Raw genomic sequence first — 20,452 nt, 5'->3', positions numbered from 1 at the left:
AAAGGAGCAATTAGATGGCTATAGTAAGGATTTCGCAAATGACGGCTATTTTATTAGAACGAGCAAGAAATTATGGTATTACAGCAGAGGAACTGCTGGCAGGTGTTAAATCTGGCGATGCTTCACTTTTTAAAGCAGCTGAGGATGAGCATTTCAAGTATGATCAATTTCTCTCTTATGCAGCTGAGCATGAGGAAGATTTAGAGACGGCGATAAAAAGCGGCTATCAAATGAAATTTAATACAATGGGCGGATTGCAAATATGGCTTAAAGAAGTATTCAGCATCGAAGCGGGAATGGACTTCGCAGCATCACCAGGAAGATTGGAGAATATCAAATTACCTGTTGAAAAGATTAATAGACTTCAAGAAACATTGGCAGGAAACTGGGTCATCCTCTTAACAGGCCACCAAAATAGCCAATCAGTCCTAAAAGAAAAAATAAATGCCCAAAACCCGCAAGAACACCATACAATAAACCTGCTCATCCAGCATGAATACCAAGCACAGCTTTAACCCACTAAAGCAACGGGGGACAGGCCCCCAACCATTTAAAGCATTAAAGCAACGGGGGACAGGCCCCCGATACGTTAAAGCGTTAAAGAAATGTCCATTATATTGGACATTTTTTTAATGGATAAAACCCTCTGCATAATGTTGTTTAAAAATTCACTCAAATCATTTATGATAGGGATATATTATTTTGGGCTTCGAAATATTTACAGCTTCGGGAGGACATTATGTTAAAGGTTTTAGCTTATTTAAAGCCGTACAGGATCGCTGTAGCGGCCGCGCTTTCTCTAACGCTGACAGAACTGGCAGTTGAGCTTATCCAGCCTCTTTTTATGGCGAAAATCATTGATGAGGGAATTTTGCAGAGCGATTTACAAGCAGTCATCAAATGGGGATTAATCATGGCAGCTGTCTCGCTGCTGTCTTTTGCAGCGGGAGTGATTAATTCATTTTATTCTGCCCATGTTAGCCAAAGCTTCGGATTTGATGTCAGAAAAAGCCTTTTTAAAAAGATCCAATCCTTCTCTTTTGCGAACTTCAGCTCCTTTCCTGCGTCATCTCTAATTACAAGAATGACCAATGATATCACCCAAATCCAAAACACGGTGTTTATGAGTCTGCGCATTATGCTCAGAGCACCATTGTTAATCATCGGCAGCCTTATCATGGCTTTTACGATCAATATTAAGCTTGCCTTTATTTTATCTATAGTTGTACCGTTTTTATTTACTTTTCTGATCTTTGTCATGAATAAAGGCGGAAAGCTTTTTAAAAGCGTCCAGGAAAAGCTGGATTCTGTTAATGGCGTAATGAGGGAAAACTTAACGGGCATCCGTCTTATCAAGGCCTTTGCCAGAAGAAAACATGAGGAAAAACGATTTGCCAAGACAAATGGAAACCTGAAAGATCAGACAATCAAGGCATTGAGGCTAATGGAAATAACCATGCCAATCCTGCTCTTTATTATGAATATGAGTATTCTTGGCGTTCTTTGGTTTGGAAGCATACATGTGGATAACGGCGGTGTCCAGGTTGGCGAAGTAGTTGCTATCGTAAACTATGCAACAAGAATGACAAGTGCATTTTTCGTCTTTTCTTTTATTATCATGGCCTTCTCGCGAGCCCGTGCTTCATCAAAAAGGATTGCTGAGGTTCTTGACGTGGATATTGATTTATCCGATTCTCACCTAGATAAATCTTCCCTTCTTGTAAAAGAGGGAAAAATAGAGTTTCAGAATGTCACTTTCCAGCACCCTAATGCTAAGACGCCAGCCATTGAGAATATGAGTTTCATTGTTCAGCCGGGGCAAACAATCGCTGTCATGGGAGCCACTGGTTCGGGAAAATCATCACTATTCCAGCTCATCCCTAGGCTATATGATGTGAGTGAAGGCAAGGTTTTGATCGATGGGATCGATGTCCGTGATATGAAGATAGAAAACTTGAGAAGAAAAATTGGCTTTGTTCCACAGGAAGCTCTATTATTTAGCGGTTCAATTAAAGAAAATATCTCATGGGGCAAGGAGAAAGCATCTGAAAGAGAAATCACCATGGCTGTCAAGCATGCGCAAATTTATGAAACAATTAAGAAGCTTCCAAATCAGTTTGAAACAAAGATTGGCCAAAAGGGTGTGAACCTTTCCGGAGGACAAAAGCAGAGACTGTCTATTGCCAGGGCGCTGGTAAGAAAGCCAAAGATTCTGCTTCTAGATGACAGCACAAGCGCACTTGATTTAAAAACAGAAGCTGACTTGCTGGCGGACCTCAAATCATATACCTGCACAACATTAATTATTACCCAAAAAGTAAGTACCGCAATGAAAGCTGATTATATTTTGCTTCTGGAAAACGGCAGGCTCCTTACAAAAGGAACACATGATTCTTTGTTGGCAAGTTCTGAACTCTATAGGAAAATTAACCAGTCCCAGCTGAGAGAAGAGGGAAGAAGCTATGCTTAGCGAGCTTTTGAAACCATTTTTTTATAAAAAGAGTGAGGTATTAATAAAGGAGAACTCCTTTCAGACTTCCTCAGAGCAAATGGTAAAGAAAAAAAATATGAGGGGTACGCTAAAAAAAATATGGGTATATCTTTCTATACATAAGAGGCGATTACTGCTTGTGCTTTTCTTAGTTGTAGTCAGTTCTCTTTTGGGATTATTAGGGCCATTTTTATTAGGAAAGGCAATAGACAACTACATAGTAGCTAAAAATAGCCAGGGCCTATTCACTTTGTTAGCATGTCTAGCACTTATCTATGTGATTCATTCACTCTCTATCTGGTATCAAAACATTTGGATGATCGGCATTGCCCAAAATACTGTTTTTGAAATGAGAACCAATCTTTTTCATCATTTGCATAAGCTTCCCATTTCCTTTTTTGATAAACGGCAGACTGGGGAATTAATGAGCAGGATTACAAATGATATTGAAAATGTCAGTTCTACGCTGAATAGTTCTGTCATTCAGATCTTTTCAAGTCTGCTTACGCTTATTGGCACCGTATCAGTCATGCTTTGGCTCAGTCCAATTTTGACCTTGATCATGCTGGTTATTGTGCCCATTATGTTTTTCGGGATGAAGTGGATTACCAAACGGACAAGGGTGCTATTTAAAGAACAGCAAAAAAATCTTGGGGACTTAAATGGCTTTATCGAAGAAACTATTTCCGGCCAGCGGATTGTTAAGACCTTCTCGCAGGAAAAAAGAATGACCGATGAATTTTTAGAAAAGGCACAGAGCCTGAAATTATCAGGGTTTTGGGCGCAGACGTATTCAGGATTTATCCCAAAGCTGATGAACGTATTAAATCATGTGAGCTTTGCGATTATCGCTGGCATTGGCGGGATATTTGCCTTAAAAGGGATGATTACGATTGGTGTTATTGTTATTTTTGCTGAGTATTCACGGCAATTCACACGTCCTTTAAACGACTTAGCCAATCAATTCAACACATTGCTATCGGCTATCGCCGGTGCCCAAAGGGTATTTGAAATCCTTGAGGAAAAGGATGAACTTCAGCAAGAAAACGGAATGGAACTTGCTGAAGTAACAGGGGAAGTAGAGTTCAGGGATGTTTCCTTTTCCTATGAAGAAGACAGCACTGTGAAAAATATTAACCTGCATGTATATCCAGGAGAGACTGCAGCGTTTGTCGGTCCCACCGGTGCGGGAAAAACAACGATGATCAATTTACTATCGCGATTCTATGAGGTGGATAACGGGGCGATTTTTATTGATGGCAAGGATATTGCCACTGTGAAAAAGGAGAGCCTCAGAAGTCATATGGGCTTTGTTCTGCAGGATTCCTTTTTGTTTCAAGGAACGGTCAGAGAGAATATTCGTTATGGAAGGCTCGATGCTTCTGAAGAAGAGGTTATTGAAGCGGCGAAAATGGCCAATGCCCATACCTTTATCTCAAGGCTGCCAGATCAATATGACACGATACTTGGTCAGGATGAAAGCGGGATTAGTCAGGGGCAAAAGCAGCTGCTGTCTATTGCCAGGGCTTTTTTAGCAAACCCATCCATTTTAATTTTAGATGAGGCGACAAGCAGCATCGATACCGTCACTGAGATTAAAATTCAAGAAGCTTTAAAAGAACTGATGAAAGATAGAACATGCTTTGTTATTGCCCATCGTCTAAATACGATTCAAAGTGCTGACAGGATTTTTGTTCTTGATTCGGGCCGGATAATTGAAGAAGGCACACATAAAGCTTTACTTCAGAAGAAGGGCTTTTACTATAGCCTGCAGGGGAAAGCAGACAATTAAGCATTATTGGGGATAGGAAGAGTTCTTCTGTCTCCATTTTTTCACTGTTTATCCACACGAAAAATCCAGTAATATTAAATGGTCCACAGGTTTATCCACATTATCCACAGAAAATAGGGATTTTCCTTGTGGAACTTTCGGACTATACATACCAAAGTCTCATAGCACTTATGCACAATATCCACATATTTGTGGATAAACTTGTTCACAACTAAAAAAGGAAGCCGAGATTTATCGGCTCCCTGCTTTAAGAATTGTTCAGCTTCAGGCACCTTGACCGCCGCCTTGCACTTTTCTTAATTAACTTCTTCTTTGCTTTCCTTTTACCCTTTGATTGGCAGCATTTGCACGTGCCTGTGCTTCAAGATCCGCTTGATCAGCAAGCTCCTGTGAAAATTCCTCGTCTACACCATCTGACTTCATATTTTGAGGTACTTGTGGCAGTGTTGCTTTGTTTTTATCCCGAGATCTTTGTCCGCGTGAACGGCCCATGGCAATAACCCCTTTCAGCTTTGATTAGGGAAACGCTTAAGGTGTTTCCACAACTTATTATTTGCTTTTTCAGCAATATTATAGGCTGAAATTAAGACCGGGAATGTTTCCCTAAATAGCCGCCAGCACGGTCAGCCATTTTAAATTCACGTGAATACAAAACCTCCTGGGTAGCTGACAATGACCGTTTCTTTTTATCCTTCGTTTTTTTATCCATCTGGATCACCCTTTCAAAGTTATGTAAAAATCTCACACCATTTATATTTTTCCCCTAGATGTATGAATTGATACTTATGTGTTACAGTAAAAATGAGGTGAAAAAGATGCCTGTTATTACGAAAATATCTATTCAGCAAAAAAATAAAGACCGTTACAATATTTTTTTGGATGATAAATATGCATTTAGTGTGGATGAAGAGGTGCTAATTAAACATCAATTAAAGAAGGGAATGGACATAGATGATTTTTCTATGGCCGATATTTCCTATCACGATGATATTAGCAAAGCTTATAATACGGCGATTCAGCACTTATCGCGCAGAATGAGATCGGAAAAAGAGGTAAGACAGCATTTAAAGGAAAAAGAAATTGAGGATCCGGTAATCCAAGAAGTCATACATAAATTGTATAAACATAAGTTTTTGGATGATCAGGAATATGCGATTGCGTTTGTTCGGACCCAAGTAAACACAACAGATAAAGGGTCAGCAGTAATCCGCCGTGAATTAAGGGAAAAAGGAATCGCAGATCCGATGATTGAACAAGCCATGCTGGAATATACGTTTGATATGGAACTTAGCACGGCTGGGCAAATAGCTGAAAAATTTGTCCTGAAAAATAAACGTGATTCCACGCGAATCATGAAACAAAAGCTTGAGCAGCTGCTTGTGCGAAAAGGCTTTCCTCTGCAAATTATTCAAGAGGCCATTTCAGAAGTGGATGCAGATAAATCTGAAGATGAGGAAATGACTGCTCTTTTGGTCCATGCCGAAAAGGCGCATAGAAAATATGCTAATCTCAGCGGATTTGAATATGAGCAAAAAATGAAACAAACCCTTTACAGGAAAGGATTTTCCATTGAATTAATTGAACGGTATTTAAGGGAACGCATTTGAAAAGGCTTTTCTAATAGAGGATAATTCACTATACTAAATGGGGAATGTTTTATTTACATCTATGTACCAGCTATGGGAGTGAAAAATTATGCACGAGAGAAGATATAGTGATATGACAATCCAGGAGCTGCTTCAGGAGGTTTCTGTACTGACTGAAAAGGCCAGGAAAGCAGAGCAAATGGGCATGGTTAATGAATTTGCTGTTTTAGAAAGAAAAATGGTAATGGCTAAATGTTATCTATTGAATCCGGAGGACTTTAAGCCCGGAGAAATATATGAAATTGATGGAGATCCAGGTACCTTTTTTAAAATTGATTATATGAATGGAGTATTCGCCTGGGGATATCGTTTAAATGAAGGCAGTGAACAAGAAGCACTGCCGATTTCCATTCTAAAAAAAGAAAACAGTTAAGGAAAGAGAAGGAGTACCTTCCCTTTCCTTTTTTGTTGAAGCGCCAAAAATCTTTTCTAAGAGCGTTTTCTAGTTTGCGCTTCTAGAATAACGAGGTTTTGTGTAATTTGCGTTTCGCCGTTTACCTGTGAGTGAGCTCTCTTTGGCCTAAACCATGGAGCATTAAACTTTGTTTGGAAGAAGTTTTTCGGCTTTTGTCCCATTACTTGAGCCTCCTCATTTATGATTCAGTCTGAATAAGTTAAAATTCAGGTGTATCAAAATCTCGGTTTGACGAAGCTCGCATGCGTTCCTGAGGATGGGTGTTAATCGTCCCGTTGGCTCTTAAGGAGTTGTAATCTGCCTTAGCCCGCGGCTCACCCTCTAATTTATTTCTGTTCTGATTGGGGAAACCTCTTTCTTTATTCCGCATATTAACCCTCCTAGAAAGGCTTCAACCGTGAAAAACAATGGCCAGAACCAATTGCTGATCACGTACTAATAGTATGAGTTGTTCGTGCTTAAGTATGAAGGTTATATATTGGTAAAGCGTTTTATGAATGAAGACATTTTGTCCCTTATGGAAAACAAGACCCGCAAAAAAGCCAAAAAAAAGCCCTTCATATTCGTAAAATGAAGGACTTTTTTGAAAAGGTTAACCAGGAATGATATCCAGTTTTTTGCGTAACTTCTCTTCGCTAAATATCCACCCGGTATAGGAGGAAATAATGTTTAACTCCAAATCAAGCTGGACGACAGCGACAAATGGATAATAATCTTTGCTCCTATATCTTAGATCAATAAAGCGAACTTCATAAAAATCATCGTACTCATCAATTTCCCACCGATAAACAGGGGAGAAGGATATAAAAGCGGATAAATTTTTATCTTTTTGCGCTGCTTCCAAAACTGGGGTTTCCGGAACGGGAACCCGGTTAAATTGATCCAATATCGTCACTTCATTATTTACCGCACGGCCAACAAAGAATTGATGCTTGTTCATAACAGCTATTCGCCACTGATTAAACTTCATCGTCGGTGAAATGATGATTTCTGTTGCATTTGGGATAAGCCTTTTGACCTCAGCATATACCTTCCGCTGTACCCAAAAACGCGCGAAATAATAAACAACAAGCAAAGCATAAAGGGTTAGGAAAGTATATCCAGGATGAGCCCCTAATGCCCAGACGATTAAACCAACAACATGAAAACCAAAGATAATCGGATCAAATGTATTAATAACTCCTAAGGCTACCCATTTCGATGAAAATGGCCTTAGTGCTTGAGTTCCATAGGCATTAAAAATATCAACGAAAACATGGAGAAAAACAGCGACAAATGTCCAAATCCACAAATGGAACAAATTAGCTCCACTAAAAAAGGGATAAATAAGTGCTATAATCAAAATTGGCCAAAGCAAAACTGCGGGGATGGAATGGGTAATTCCGCGGTGATTGCGGATATAAACGGCATTATTCTTTAGTTTTAAAACAGTATCGATATCCGGTATTTGTGAACCGACAATCGTCCCAATCATGACACTGGTCATGGTAGCAGAATTTTCTGCAACAGCCGGATCCAGTGTAGCAATCCCGGCTAGAGCTAAGCCCATTACGATATGTGTTCCAGTATCCAAAACGAAAGACCTCCTTTAATAGTAGAGGTTGATGTGAACTAATCAAACATCTTAATAATAATTCTAAACTTTTTTATCTTGTTGCACCAGTTAAAATATTGTTACATTTAAAGCTGCGGGAACGTGTTCAACCAAAACATAATACTATTTTTCCAAGTTATATTGAGTTTATCCCGAAGTTTGGAGGATCCTGTTTTGAATATAAAATATGACGACAAGTTAGAGAAATTTCCTAAAGAAGCTTTTATGCATGATTTAATCCAATGGTTTAAAGCAGAGCAAAGAGAATTGCCATGGAGAGAGGATAAGGATCCGTATAAAATATGGGTTTCAGAAATCATGCTGCAGCAGACGCGGGTAGACACTGTTATCCCTTATTTTAAAAACTTCATTGAGCAATTTCCAGATATCAAGGCATTAGCAGAAGCTGAAGAACAGAAAGTTCTAAAATCCTGGGAAGGCCTTGGCTATTATTCGAGGGCACGCAATCTTCATTCTGCTGTAAAAGAAGTAAATGAAAAATATGAAGGCAAGGTTCCAGACGAACCTAAGGAGATCTCCTCGCTTAAGGGAGTAGGACCGTATACAGCTGGAGCCATTTTAAGTATTGCTTACGGGCTTCCAGAACCAGCTGTTGACGGAAATGTCATGCGTGTATTATCAAGAATATTATCCATTTGGGATGATATTGCCAAAGCGTCAACGAGAAAAGTTTTTGAGGATGCCGTGAGAGTTCTTATTTCAAAGGAGGACCCTTCATCCTTTAATCAGGCTCTAATGGAATTGGGCGCCTTAATATGTACCCCAACCTCACCAAGCTGTCTTCTTTGTCCGGTAAGAGAGCATTGTCAAGGTTTTTACGATGGCGTTCAAAACGACCTTCCTGTTAAAACAAAGAATAAAAAACAGCGCCAAGTCCAAATAGCAGCGGTTGTTTTAGAAGATGAAGCAGGCAGGGTATTAATTCATAAACGGCCAGAATCAGGGCTTTTGGCAAATCTGTGGGAATTCCCAAATGCAGAGGTCTTGCCGCCGCATGACCTTGAAAAAGAGCAATTAAAAGAAGCTATTAAAAACGAATACGAGGCAGAAGTTAAAATGAATGAAATGATTGGTCAGATTGAGCATGTATTTTCCCATTTAACGTGGAACATCAATGTCTACAAAGGGAAACTTCTGTCAATAAAAAAAGAAAAGTCAGACTTAAAGCTTGTCACTATGGAAGAAATTCAACATTATCCTTTCTCTGTTTCCCATCAAAAAATCTTAAAGCAGCATAATGAAAGTAAAGAGCTCTAGCACCAGTTATGGCACTAGAGCTTTTTTACTAATTTATCTTCTTCAATCCCCCGCGGTTTTGGATCTCTTGGACAATTTCCGTCTGAATCGTTTGGCCTTCGGTATTTAAATAAGAATCCATTTGCTGCAGGGAATGGTGAAAATGCTTAAGTTCGCTGTCTGTCCAATATTTAATGGACATCATTGAAAGCTTAGTCATATCACGGCCATCGTACATATAAATCTTCCTTTCTATTCTTGGATCTATTTCATATTGTTTTTAACCTAATTGCCATATATACATGGAAAAGGATAAAATGAGAAGAAATAGAAGATACGCCATTATTGGCTGATCAATAAAGAAAGGGTTATGAAAATGACACAGAAAGTAGCACTAGTAACAGGAAGCAGCCGTGGCATCGGTAAGGCTACAGCGATTCGTCTGGCCAAAGAAGGATATGATATTGTTATCAATTATGCCCGCAGCAAAACAGCTGCACTGGAAACAGCATCAGAAATTGAAGCTTTGGGCAGAAAGGCTTTAACCGTAAAAGCAAACGTCGGGGATGTCCAAAAGATAAAAAACCTGTTTGAAGAAATTGATAAGGAATTCGGCCGGCTTGATGTGTTTGTCAACAATGCGGCATCAGGTGTTCAGAGACCATTAATGGAACTGGAGGAACACCATTGGGACTGGACGTTAAATATTAATAGCAAAGCTCTTCTATTCTGTGCCCAAGAAGCAGCAAAGCTGATGGAAAGAAACGGGGGAGGAAAAATTGTCAGCATCAGCTCCTTAGGTTCCATCCGCTATTTAGAAAACTATACAGCTGTTGGCACATCCAAAGCGGCCCTTGAAGCACTGACAAGATACTTAGCGGTAGAGCTTGCTCCAAAAAATATTGTTGTTAATGCGGTTTCAGGCGGAGCGGTGGATACAGAAGCATTAAAGCATTTTCCAAACCGTGATGAACTGTTAGAAGAAGCAAAGGAAAAAACACCTGCAGGGAGAATGGTGCAGATTGAGGATATGGTCAATGCAATTATGTTCCTCCTGGCAGATGAGTCCAGCATGATTCGCGGTCAGACTATCATTGTCGATGGCGGGATATCATTACTGGTTTAAGTTTTCGTTAATTATTCAAAAAACATTTTTATTTTTTAAGGATATTTCCTTCACGCATGGTACAAATTAATGAGCGTGGAGGTGATAAACATGGCAAAACAACCAAACAAAACACAAGCAGGTACTAACATCCAAGAAGTAAGACAGCAAAATGCACAATCTGCTGCAGGTGGTGCAGGACAGTTCGGTACTGAATTTGCAAGCGAAACTAATGCACAAGAAGTAAGACAGCAAAATGCACAGTCTGCTTCAGGTGCAGGACAGTTCGGTACTGAATTTGCTAGTGAAACTAATGCACAAGAAGTTAGACAGCAAAACCAGCAGGCTGAGTCTCGTAAAGCACAAAACTCAGGTCCTCAAAATTCATAATACTTAACCTAGAAGGTGCTCTCTTTACGAAAAGGGCACCTTCTCTTTTTTTTGTTCTTCGACAAAACTTCTATTATCTCTACATTAATTGTCAAAGGATTGCTGGGAAGATACCGCGAATAATTAAAAAAGAGAAAATAAATGGGGCGGTGTCTGATTACAATGAAAAACTTTAACCATTTAGTCGCAGAGCAAATGCAAACAATGGAAAAATTATTATATTTGCAAAGTGAGATTGAAAGATGCGAGGAACTGGAGCAGGAGCTTAATTCCTTAGAGGAGGAAACAGAATTAGAAAGCATCCGTTTGGAAATTGCTAAATTAAAAATTGAATTAAAAGATATCCATCAGACTTTTGAAGAACAGACAGAAGAGGTTATTCGTTCCTATCAAAATGCTAAGGTAACTGTTTGAAAAGATGCCTCGTTTTTTGCTATCAGGCAATCTGCCCCCGTCCACCATATTTCCATTTAACGGGGGCAAATACTCCTCATTTTATTCTATTATTTTCCCAAATCGCTGATTTCCAATGGCTCTTTGTTTTAAATTCTTTCTTAAACCGTTATAATAATAGAAAAAAGTATTCGATCTTTGTTGCCTTAATTTGTTTTGAACCATTGCGGAAGGTTTGTAAAAGATCAGACATCGCCTGATTTTTTATTATATTTTTGCCTTCAGCCTCTAACATATCGCGCCAATGCGTTTTTTCTATAGGTTGCAAAGCCCGGGATTTATGAAAGTAGGGGAAAAGTATGGCCGTACCCATTGAAGGAGAACCAGTACAAATCCATAGCTATAAACATAATGGGCACATCCATCGCGTCTGGGAGGAAACAACGGTACTAAAAGCAACGCAGAATTTAGTCATTGGGTGCAATGACAGGACGGTTGTTACTGAATCAGATGGAAGGACTTGGATTACTAGGGAGCCGGCAATATGTTATTTTCATTCCCAGCATTGGTTTAATGTGATTGGGATGATTCGAGAAGACGGGATATATTATTACTGCAATTTAAGCTCACCGTTCATTTTTGATGGGGAAGCAGTAAAATATATTGATTATGACCTGGATATAAAGGTTTTTCCAGATATGACCTTTAATCTGCTTGATGAAGATGAATATGAAAGACATCGAAAAGAAATGAATTATCCGGAACCGATTGACCGGATACTTAAATCTAATGTGAAAAAATTAATCTATTGGATTCGGCAAAAAAAAGGTCCATTTGCGCCTGATTTTATTGATATTTGGTATGAAAGATATTTAACCTACAGACGCTAAATAAGGATTATGTAATTACCTGTTGACCATACATCAACAGGTTTTTCCATGAACAGATAATATTTATATAAATTTTACGTACAAAGAGGGGAAATAGTTGGGCAGCATTCAGCGTTACATGAAATTTGTTAAACCTTATAAGTGGCAAATCATCTTAACGATTATCATTGGAATTATTAAATTTGCCATTCCGCTCATCACACCTTTATTAATAAAATATGTCATTGATGATGTAGCAGGGAACCCTGATTTAAGCACTGCGGACAAGACATCCAGTCTCTTGCAGATGATGGGATTAATGATTCTGATTTTTGTCTTATTGCGCCCGCCAATTGAGTATTATCGGCAATATTTTGCCCAATGGGTGGCAAGCAAGATTTTATATGATATCCGGGATAGGCTCTTTACCCATATACAGAAATTAAGCTTTAAGTATTTTGCAAATACAAGATCTGGTGAGGTCATTTCAAGAATCATCAATGATGTGGAACAGACTAAAACATTCGTTATTACAGGTCTCATGAATCTCTGGCTTGATTTGGCAACGATTCTTATCGCAGTGGGGATCATGCTGAAAATGGACGTTACATTGACCATTGTATCGTTAATTTTGTTCCCTTTTTACGGATTTTCCGTTAAATACTTCTTCGGAAATTTAAGAAAGCTGACAAGAGCACGTTCCCAAGCCCTTGCTGAGGTTCAAGGATATCTTCATGAGCGGGTGCAGGGAGTAGCAGTCATCAAAAGCTTTGCCATTGAAGATTATGAGCAGACACAATTTGACCGGCAGAATAAAAACTTTTTAGTCAAAGCCATTGACCATACGAAATGGAATGCAAAAGCATTTGCAGTTGTCAATACGATAACAGATATCGCTCCGCTGCTTTTAATCGGATATTCGGGGTACCAGGTTATTCAAGGAAATCTGACCATTGGTACAATGATGGCTTTCTATGCTTATATTGAAAGATTGTATAATCCTTTGCGGAGACTTGTAAATTCTTCAACCACTCTGACTCAATCCATTGCATCGATGGACAGGGTATTTGAGCTGATTGATGAGAAATATGATATCGATGATCTTCCGGGAGCTGCTGAAGTAGTAGATGTAAGAGGAGATATCCAATTTGAGAACGTCAGCTTTTCCTATAATGAAAAGGAAGGTCCTGTATTAGATAATATTTCACTTCATGTGAAAAAAGGCGAAACCATTGCCCTAGTTGGTATGAGCGGTGGAGGAAAATCGTCATTGGTCAGCCTGATTCCAAGATTCTATGATGTCACAGAGGGCAGCATTCTGCTTGATGGAAAAGATATTCGCTCCTTTAAGGTGAGAAGTCTGCGGGATAAAATTGGCATGGTTATGCAGGACAATATTCTTTTTAGCGAGTCGGTTAAAACGAATATATTGCTGGGCAAACCAGATGCAACAGATGAAGAGGTAATCGAAGCGGCAAAAGCAGCCAATGCGCATGATTTTGTTATGAACCTTCCGGAGGGGTATGACACGAGGGTTGGTGAACGAGGAGTAAAGCTTTCCGGCGGGCAAAAACAAAGGATAGCCATCGCGAGGATCTTTTTAAAAAATCCGCCTATCCTAATCCTTGATGAAGCAACTTCAGCTTTAGACTTGGAAAGTGAACATTTAATACAAGAGTCACTCGAAGAGCTTGCAAAGGACCGAACCACTTTTATAGTTGCCCATCGGCTGTCCACAATCACGCATGCAGATCGAATCATTTTAATTGAACATGGAAAAATCGCAGAAATCGGAAGCCACCATGAATTAATGGAAAAACAAGGCGGCTACTATAAGCTCTTCCAAGTCCAGGAACTGGGACAAGGGGACAGGCACTTTGTCCCGGCCGCGGACTAGGGGACAGGCACCGTGTCCCGAAGGGAAACAGGGGTACCTTCCATTCTCGTCTACAAAAAAGCACTGATTCTTAAATAAGAGTCAGTGCTTTTTGTTATTTTTCAATCAAAATCTTGTTTGTTTTTTTGTGATACCGTTGGAAGCTGCTGATAATTTTGTCAAGGTGTTCAATTTGTTCATCATAGTCAATAATGGCCGAAACGATTTGCATCGTATGGGTTAGGGTAGATTCATCTGTTATATGTGAATTCTTTTGATAGGAAAGGAATTGGTTAGCAAGCTCTTTTCTTTTTAAATAGAACTCTCCGTCTTCAAAGATCATTTGCGGACGAACCTTCCCAATAAATTTCAGCATCACGTGCTCATGGTAGTGCACCAGGCTGTCAAGCTGCTGCTGGACAATGACTTGAAATTCTGCAGGCATTTCATAAAGATCATTTTCATATCGATGCAATTTTCTTAAGACTTCAAGGGCTCGCTTTACTGTAGAGATCATTTGTCTGTAGACAACCAATTTTCGTGATTTGGCAAAGGTGTCCCTTTTAAGATAATGCCTTTCTTCTTTAAACAATGAATAAAGCTGATCAAGCCCACGCACGGTCTCTTTCATCTTTTTAATATCATTCTTAAGGGGTTTGTGTTCAGAAGAATGTCTAATAGTCATCCTAATCCATTTGGTGATCTCCACTGTGACGTCAGAAAGCTGGTAGTAAAGCTTCTTCTCGTATTTTGGCGGAAGAAAGAATAAATTCACGATAAACGCTGAAAGCACTCCAAGCATAATGGTTAAAAACCGTATGAAAGCAAATTCAATAAACGCATCTCCAGGGGTTTCCATAATAACAAGCATGGTGACAAGGGAAAGCCCGATCGTGTTTTCTATCTTAAGTTTAAGATTGATGGTTATTAAAATAATTGCTGCAAGGCCAACAATCAGCATATCTTTTCCTAATAAAAGAACGAATACTACTGCAATAATCGCACCGATGGCATTCCCTTGAATCTGTTCAACAATCGATAAAAAGGAACGGTATACCGTCGGCTGTATTGCAAAAATAGCAGCAATTGCTGCAAATAGTGGCGACGGAAGCTGGAATAACTCTGATAAAAATAATGACAAAATAATTGCAATTCCCGTTTTGAAAATGCGGGCGCCAAGCTTCATAAATACTGATGTTCCTTTCTTAATAAATAATTACATGAGTCCAAACCATTAGAATATATGAAAAGGCTTGTTATAGTATTATATGCATGAATGTACTATACATGGTTATGAAAGGATGTACAATGGGTAATTTCATTATTTTAAGGAAGGGATAGCGATTCTAGGATGGAGGAAAAACAGGGGAACCAAAAAGATCCCCCTGTTAATCAAATTATTTTTCACTTAATGCTTCAAATGCATTTCGTACGGCAAAAATGGCTGCGTTAATATCTTCCTCAGTATGTGCAATCGTAATAAACCAGGCTTCATACTTGGATGGAGCCAGATTAATCCCTTGTTTAAGCATTAGTTTGAAAAACTTAGCAAACATCTCTCCATCTGTATTTTCAGCTTGCTCATAATTCTCTATCTTTTCATTCGTAAAATAGACGGTCAATGCGCCTTTTAAGCGATTAATCGTAATTGGGATATTATATTCCTTTGCTGCCTCGGTAATGCCATCTTCGAGCATAGCTCCCAACCGATCAAGGTATTCATATATTCCATCCTGCTTAAGAACTTCAAGACAGGCAATACCCGATAATATAGATGCTGGATTTCCAGCCATTGTACCAGCTTGATAGGCAGGTCCAAGCGGAGCAACCTTCTCCATAATTTCTTTTTTGCCGCCGTATGCGCCGATTGGCAGACCACCGCCGATAATTTTACCCATCGCTGTTAAATCCGGCTGTATCCCCAATAAATCCTGGGCACCGCCATACATAAAGCGAAAAGCAGTAATGACTTCATCGTAAATAACGATGGCGCCGGCTGCATGCGTTAATTCGTTGACCTGTTCAAGGAATCCAGGGTTTGGCTCAACAATACCAAAATTCCCGACAATCGGTTCTACAAGAACGCCGGCAATTTCGCTTCCCCATTTTTCCATTGCTTCTTTAAATGGCTCAATGTCATTAAAAGGAACGGTGATAACCTCCTGGGCAATACTTTTAGGTACCCCAGCTGAATCCGGTGTTCCTAAAGTGGATGGCCCTGAGCCTGCGGCAACAAGCACAAGGTCGGAGTGGCCGTGATAGCATCCAGCAAATTTAATGATTTTGTCCCTTCCTGTATAGGCACGTGCTACACGAATGGTTGTCATTACAGCTTCTGTACCGGAATTGACAAAACGCACCTTTTCTAATCCAGGCATAGCTTCTTTAAGCATCTTTGCGAATTTTACTTCATGCGGTGTAGGTGTTCCGTAAAGAACGCCGGTTTCAGCAGCCTTTTTTATCGCTTCTGTTATATGAGGGTGGGCGTGTCCAGTGATGATTGGACCGTAGGCGGCCAAAAAGTCTATATATTGGTTTCCGTCAACATCCCAAAAATAGGCGCCGCTTGCCCTTTCCATAACTACAGGTGCACCGCCGCCAACCGCTTTATAGGAGCGGGAAGGGCTGTTTACACCGCCAACAATATGTTCAAGCGCTTCTTTATGTATCCGTTCTGAATTTGTAAACTGCACAAAAAATCCTCCTTTAAGAACTTGGTGCTTTTAATTCTCAACCTTTATTATATTAACATGTTTTAACAATAGAAGCTTGGTCTTACAATTTCGACTTTTTAAAGTGGAATTAACTTAATCTTTTGCTTCTTTTCTGCGAGACAAGCAGGCATAGAGCATGTTGCATAAGCGTATAGTTTAAGAAAGATAGAAAGGGAAAGAGGGAGGACTATGGTTTTTTACTTATCCCTGTCACTAATTGTTTTTTGTATGGCGATGAGCCTGCGGACCTTATTTTTGCCGCATAAAATTAAAGGAAAAAAGGTTTCGTTTGAAAACTTTCTTTATTTAGCATTTATATATTTAACGGTCATGATTGGTTTTGGATTGATATATATTCTTCTTGAATTAAATGGGCTAACCGTTTTTATGGATGGAACATTTGGGATCGATGACGATTTTTTTGCACAGCTGGAGACAGGATTTTATTTTAGCGCGGTCACATTGTTTTCTGTCGGGTATGGGGATATTGCTCCGATTGGAATTGGCAGAATGATAGCTGTTACAGAGGCATTAATTGGTTATACCATTCCGGCAGCTTTTGTATTCAGGGCGGTGTTTGATATGGAGAATAATATGTAATCGCATCAGGTATAGTCGGATAAATTGTTTTTCCTGTTAAAATTCGGTACGCTTGTGATAAAGGATTTGAAAAAGATGGAGGGATTAACATGACAATTTCTGTGGGTGAATTAGCGCCTGACTTTTCATTAATGGCGAGCAATGGAGAAAGTGTGAAATTATCTGACTATCGCGGGAAAAATGTGGTTTTATATTTCTATCCAAAGGATATGACGCCAGGATGTACAACTGAAGCTTGCGACTTTAGAGATCATCATGAAAGCTTTGCCGGTTTAAATGCTGTGATACTGGGAGTAAGCCCTGACCCTGTCAGCAAGCATGAGAAATTTATTGAAAAGTATGATCTGCCTTTCGTTTTGCTAGCTGATGAGGAACATAAAGCAGCAGAGGCCTATGATGTTTGGAAATTAAAGAAGAACTTTGGAAAAGAGTACATGGGTATTGAACGTTCCACATTCATAATAGATAAAGAGGGTAAAATAGCCAAAGAGTGGAGAAAGGTTACAGTAAAGGGGCATGTAGAAGAGGCTCTTGAATTTATCAAGGCAAATCTCTCGTAAACACAGCCTATTTTTCAATACAAAGGCTTACGTCCATTCAATGTAGTGCAATTTGAATATGATTTATTAGGGCATACCTCCTCAGTTATATTTTACGAAGCAAAAGGACCAAACTCCGGAACAATGGAAAGGTTCTTCTGCTTCCTTTTTTTATGAAAAGACAGTCAGTTTTTATGTTTTTAAATATGAATTGCTTACATATATTAAAATAAATAAAAACAAACAGAAGGGGGGAAGGAATATATTAAAAAATTGCCGGGAAATTGATTAAAGCAGGTTGTTATGTTGACAAATGTGGCAATAAATTAGTACACTGATTATAAAGATTATAATATAATAATTCTTGTTAGAAGAGAGGTGCATGGCGGTGGCGCAAATGGATTTAAAAGAAGCGTTAGATACGCTAAAGGAAACCGGAGTTCGCATCACACCACAGCGTCATGCGATACTTGAATTTTTAATAAACTCAATGTCACACCCAACCGCTGACGAAATATATAAAGCATTAGAAGGAAAATTTCCAAATATGAGTGTGGCTACAGTTTACAATAATTTAAGAGTATTTCGTGAGGTTGGTCTTGTTAAAGAATTGACCTATGGTGACGCATCCAGCCGGTTTGATTTTGTTACTACACAGCATTATCATGTTATTTGTGAGAAGTGCGGAAAAATTGTGGATTTCCATTACCCAGGCTTAGATGAAGTAGAACATTTAGCTTCACACGTAACTGGATTTAAAATCAGTCATCATAGAATGGAAATTTACGGAACTTGTCCGGACTGTGCCAGTAAAGAGGCACACTAAAAAAGGCCAAGAAAGCTGCTGGCTATGATGCTGACAGCTTCTTTGTTTTTAGTCTATTCTTTATAAAAACCTTTAAAAAACCGCATATAAAGTAAAGGCATTCGCAAAAACATAGCGAATGCCTATTTTTCTAAGTTTTTTCTGTTATATTTTTGGTCAAACTCTTTGCCCTCAAGATTAGGATCTAAAGTTAAAGGCTCCCGGCAGTACATACACATATCAACCCTGCCAAGCATTTTCGTGGGTTTCTCGCAATTGGGACAAACAACCTGAATCGTTTTTGTCGAAAGCATACCGATCCAAAAATAAACAGCCGTACTGGCAACGAAGAATAAGAGTCCAAAAATCATAAATATGGTCATGACAAGAGGAGATTCTCTAAAGAAAATTCCAATATACATAACAATAAATCCTACAAATATTAAAGCAAGCGCAAATGAACGTATCTTATTAATTTTACTTGAATACATTGTATATTTAGCCATCCTTGTCCCTCCTAAGGAATAACTATATCATAACGTTTGACGGAAATTAAATAAAAAAACCATAATGGGTTAGCAGAAATATTATTTTTCAAAGGGATGATTTAAAGCTAATGTTGACTAATGACAAATTAATAGGAGAGCGGAAATCGGCGGCTATATTTAAAAGAACCTATCATAAAAGCAAATTAATAAAGACCGTTTTGCATTAAAGGAAGGAAAATATAAAAAAATTGTCGAACATATAACCTAACAATCATTTGGAGGAATTATTTATGGAAGACATTCTCCGCCCCATTTACCAGGAACGGGCAAGTCAGGCAAATACCCTTGGAGTATTATTGGTCAAAAAGCAGCCAAATAATACACCAGTGACGAATACATTTGATGCTATATTACTAATCCTTGTTAAAGAAGCAGATTCGCCTGTGTTTGTTAAACATTACACATACAAAAATGAAAAAGCAGCCTTATATACTGTTACTGATGAAAAATTGCGTGAGTGGATCTTGCTGGGAACCCATCGAAAGATATTTGACTGGCTATACAATGGTAAAGTGATATTTGAACGGAATGAATACATTCATAATCTTAAGACTGAAATTACAGAGTTTCCATTTTACGGAAGAAAGTTAAAAATGGGCCTAGAATTTGCTAAGCTGATCAGGCGGTATATGGATGGGAAGGCCTTCTTCGAAAATGGCCATTACTTAGATGCGTATAACAATATAGTTCACTCACTTCATCATCTGGCGAGGCTTTCAGTAATAGAAAATGGATTTCATCCAGAGGTCACAGTCTGGCAACAGGTAAAAATGATTGAACCTGAAATCACCAAACTATATGAAGAATTAGTAAATAGCCATGAGACCTTAGATAAAAGGCTTGAACTTCTGTTCCTTGCCAGTGAATTTTTAATTCATTCAAAAATGAAAAGTGGAATGATGCATCTGGCAGATGTGCTTTCTGAAAAAGAAATATGGTCGATTAATGAATTAACAAACCACAAGGACCTCCTTCATTATTCAGTTGATCTTGGTATGCTTTTGGAATATTTAATTGATAAACATGTGATTGAGGTTGTTACTATTGAAACCAAAGGACCTGGTGTTTTTCATCGTTATTATAAACTTACGAAAAAATTATCGTAAAAAACTATTTTAGGTGTTGACCTTTATTGAAAAACTTGTTATATTAATATCCGTCGCTGCGATTTGATTAGAAAAACAAAAGCGGCCGACGGATTTCCTTTTTTAAAAAAGTGTTGACAAACAAACACAACACATGTTATATTAGAAAAGTCGCTTCTGAGCGATATTAATTGTTCTTTGAAAACTGAACGAACAAAAACGTCAACGTTAAATTTTGTCCCGCATGGGACAAAACAACAATGAGCTATATCAACTCTTTATTGGAGAGTTTGATCCTGGCTCAGGACGAACGCTGGCGGCGTGCCTAATACA

The 20,452-nt window shown here is 38.8% G+C and carries 24 protein-coding genes; 15 read left to right on the top strand and 9 right to left on the bottom strand.

The window, feature by feature from the left end:
• Positions 1-14: 14 nt before the first annotated feature.
• The 3 genes from AC1Q59_RS22585 (at position 15) to AC1Q59_RS22575 (ending at position 4,283) form a co-directional block, all read left to right on the top strand.
• Positions 15-515, top strand: a complete 501-nt coding sequence (locus AC1Q59_RS22585) for a hypothetical protein (protein ID WP_492368121.1) — start codon at positions 15-17, stop codon at positions 513-515.
• Positions 516-739: 224 nt separating this feature from the next.
• A complete protein-coding gene (locus AC1Q59_RS22580) occupies positions 740-2,470 on the top strand; it encodes an ABC transporter ATP-binding protein (protein ID WP_492368120.1) in 1,731 nt (576 codons plus the stop codon).
• A complete protein-coding gene (locus tag AC1Q59_RS22575) occupies positions 2,463-4,283 on the top strand; it encodes an ABC transporter ATP-binding protein (RefSeq protein ID WP_492368119.1) in 1,821 nt (606 codons plus the stop codon). The genes AC1Q59_RS22580 and AC1Q59_RS22575 overlap by 8 nt, the downstream gene beginning before the upstream one ends.
• 300 nt (positions 4,284-4,583) lie before the next feature.
• Here the strand turns inward: AC1Q59_RS22575 and AC1Q59_RS22570 are convergent, their stop codons facing one another.
• The gene (locus tag AC1Q59_RS22570; RefSeq protein ID WP_492368118.1) at positions 4,584-4,775 is read right to left on the bottom strand and encodes a YfhD family protein; all 192 of its coding nucleotides are present in this window, start codon (positions 4,773-4,775) and stop codon (positions 4,584-4,586) included.
• A gap of 91 nt (positions 4,776-4,866) precedes the next feature.
• Complete coding sequence (locus tag AC1Q59_RS22565) at positions 4,867-4,992, bottom strand: YfhE family protein (protein ID WP_492368117.1); 126 nt, start codon at positions 4,990-4,992, stop codon at positions 4,867-4,869.
• Between the two features lie 106 nt (positions 4,993-5,098).
• Between AC1Q59_RS22565 and recX the strand changes: the two genes are divergently transcribed.
• A complete protein-coding gene (gene recX, locus AC1Q59_RS22560) occupies positions 5,099-5,890 on the top strand; it encodes a recombination regulator RecX (protein ID WP_492368116.1) in 792 nt (263 codons plus the stop codon).
• An 88-nt stretch (positions 5,891-5,978) separates the two neighbouring features.
• On the top strand, positions 5,979-6,302 hold the full coding sequence (locus AC1Q59_RS22555) for a YfhH family protein (protein ID WP_492368115.1): 324 nt from the start codon (positions 5,979-5,981) through the stop codon (positions 6,300-6,302).
• A gap of 56 nt (positions 6,303-6,358) precedes the next feature.
• Here AC1Q59_RS22555 and AC1Q59_RS22550 read toward each other — a convergent pair whose 3' ends face one another.
• The 3 genes from AC1Q59_RS22550 to AC1Q59_RS22540 all read right to left on the bottom strand — a co-directional run bounded on the left by AC1Q59_RS22550 (position 6,359) and on the right by AC1Q59_RS22540 (position 7,917).
• Positions 6,359-6,505: a YpzG family protein gene (locus tag AC1Q59_RS22550; protein ID WP_492368114.1), complete on the bottom strand. Its 147-nt coding sequence runs from the start codon at positions 6,503-6,505 to the stop codon at positions 6,359-6,361.
• A gap of 38 nt (positions 6,506-6,543) precedes the next feature.
• Positions 6,544-6,714 carry a small, acid-soluble spore protein K gene (locus AC1Q59_RS22545; protein WP_492368113.1) on the bottom strand — a complete coding sequence of 57 codons (171 nt, stop codon included), beginning with the start codon at positions 6,712-6,714 and terminating at the stop codon, positions 6,544-6,546.
• Positions 6,715-6,936: 222 nt separating this feature from the next.
• Entirely contained in the window at positions 6,937-7,917 is a 981-nt protein-coding gene (locus AC1Q59_RS22540; protein WP_492368112.1) for a metal-dependent hydrolase, read from the bottom strand.
• A 246-nt stretch (positions 7,918-8,163) separates the two neighbouring features.
• Between AC1Q59_RS22540 and mutY the strand changes: the two genes are divergently transcribed.
• Complete coding sequence (gene mutY, locus AC1Q59_RS22535) at positions 8,164-9,216, top strand: A/G-specific adenine glycosylase (protein WP_492368158.1); 1,053 nt, start codon at positions 8,164-8,166, stop codon at positions 9,214-9,216.
• Between the two features lie 28 nt (positions 9,217-9,244).
• Here the strand turns inward: mutY and yfhS are convergent, their stop codons facing one another.
• A complete protein-coding gene (gene yfhS / locus AC1Q59_RS22530) occupies positions 9,245-9,433 on the bottom strand; it encodes a mother cell protein YfhS (protein ID WP_492368111.1) in 189 nt (62 codons plus the stop codon).
• A 138-nt stretch (positions 9,434-9,571) separates the two neighbouring features.
• Here yfhS and fabL point away from each other — a divergent pair, with 138 nt between their 5' ends.
• The 5 genes from fabL (at position 9,572) to AC1Q59_RS22505 (ending at position 13,849) form a co-directional block, all read left to right on the top strand.
• Positions 9,572-10,321, top strand: a complete 750-nt coding sequence (gene fabL, locus AC1Q59_RS22525) for an enoyl-[acyl-carrier-protein] reductase FabL (RefSeq protein ID WP_492368110.1) — start codon at positions 9,572-9,574, stop codon at positions 10,319-10,321.
• Between the two features lie 90 nt (positions 10,322-10,411).
• Positions 10,412-10,690: a gamma-type small acid-soluble spore protein gene (locus AC1Q59_RS22520; RefSeq protein ID WP_492368109.1), complete on the top strand. Its 279-nt coding sequence runs from the start codon at positions 10,412-10,414 to the stop codon at positions 10,688-10,690.
• 162 nt (positions 10,691-10,852) lie between these two features.
• Entirely contained in the window at positions 10,853-11,104 is a 252-nt protein-coding gene (locus AC1Q59_RS22515) for a YgaB family protein (RefSeq protein ID WP_492368108.1), read from the top strand.
• A 338-nt stretch (positions 11,105-11,442) separates the two neighbouring features.
• On the top strand, positions 11,443-11,973 hold the full coding sequence (gene ntdP / locus AC1Q59_RS22510; protein ID WP_492368107.1) for a nucleoside tri-diphosphate phosphatase: 531 nt from the start codon (positions 11,443-11,445) through the stop codon (positions 11,971-11,973).
• A gap of 97 nt (positions 11,974-12,070) precedes the next feature.
• Positions 12,071-13,849: an ABC transporter ATP-binding protein gene (locus AC1Q59_RS22505; protein WP_492368106.1), complete on the top strand. Its 1,779-nt coding sequence runs from the start codon at positions 12,071-12,073 to the stop codon at positions 13,847-13,849.
• 94 nt (positions 13,850-13,943) lie between these two features.
• Here AC1Q59_RS22505 and AC1Q59_RS22500 read toward each other — a convergent pair whose 3' ends face one another.
• Positions 13,944-15,014, bottom strand: a complete 1,071-nt coding sequence (locus AC1Q59_RS22500; RefSeq protein WP_492368105.1) for an FUSC family protein — start codon at positions 15,012-15,014, stop codon at positions 13,944-13,946.
• Positions 15,015-15,225: 211 nt separating this feature from the next.
• Positions 15,226-16,521 (bottom strand): glutamate-1-semialdehyde 2,1-aminomutase, encoded by a 1,296-nt coding sequence (locus AC1Q59_RS22495; protein WP_492368104.1) that lies wholly within the window; start codon positions 16,519-16,521, stop codon positions 15,226-15,228.
• Between the two features lie 210 nt (positions 16,522-16,731).
• Between AC1Q59_RS22495 and AC1Q59_RS22490 the strand changes: the two genes are divergently transcribed.
• The 3 genes from AC1Q59_RS22490 (at position 16,732) to perR (ending at position 18,507) form a co-directional block, all read left to right on the top strand.
• Positions 16,732-17,142 (top strand): ion channel, encoded by a 411-nt coding sequence (locus tag AC1Q59_RS22490; protein WP_492368103.1) that lies wholly within the window; start codon positions 16,732-16,734, stop codon positions 17,140-17,142.
• Between the two features lie 89 nt (positions 17,143-17,231).
• Positions 17,232-17,702, top strand: coding sequence for a thioredoxin-dependent thiol peroxidase (bcp, locus tag AC1Q59_RS22485; RefSeq protein WP_492368102.1), 471 nt, complete (start codon positions 17,232-17,234; stop codon positions 17,700-17,702).
• 367 nt (positions 17,703-18,069) lie between these two features.
• Positions 18,070-18,507, top strand: a complete 438-nt coding sequence (gene perR, locus AC1Q59_RS22480; RefSeq protein ID WP_492368157.1) for a peroxide-responsive transcriptional repressor PerR — start codon at positions 18,070-18,072, stop codon at positions 18,505-18,507.
• Positions 18,508-18,629: 122 nt separating this feature from the next.
• Here the strand turns inward: perR and AC1Q59_RS22475 are convergent, their stop codons facing one another.
• Positions 18,630-18,992 carry a YgzB family protein gene (locus AC1Q59_RS22475; RefSeq protein ID WP_492368101.1) on the bottom strand — a complete coding sequence of 121 codons (363 nt, stop codon included), beginning with the start codon at positions 18,990-18,992 and terminating at the stop codon, positions 18,630-18,632.
• 272 nt (positions 18,993-19,264) lie between these two features.
• Between AC1Q59_RS22475 and AC1Q59_RS22470 the strand changes: the two genes are divergently transcribed.
• Positions 19,265-20,140, top strand: coding sequence for a nucleotidyltransferase-like protein (locus AC1Q59_RS22470; RefSeq protein WP_492368100.1), 876 nt, complete (start codon positions 19,265-19,267; stop codon positions 20,138-20,140).
• Positions 20,141-20,452: the final 312 nt, after the last annotated feature.

The organism is Cytobacillus sp. MT66, assembly GCF_058792595.1.
Note: the sequence above shows the minus strand (reverse complement) of the source record. Positions and strands in the feature narration are given on the sequence as shown.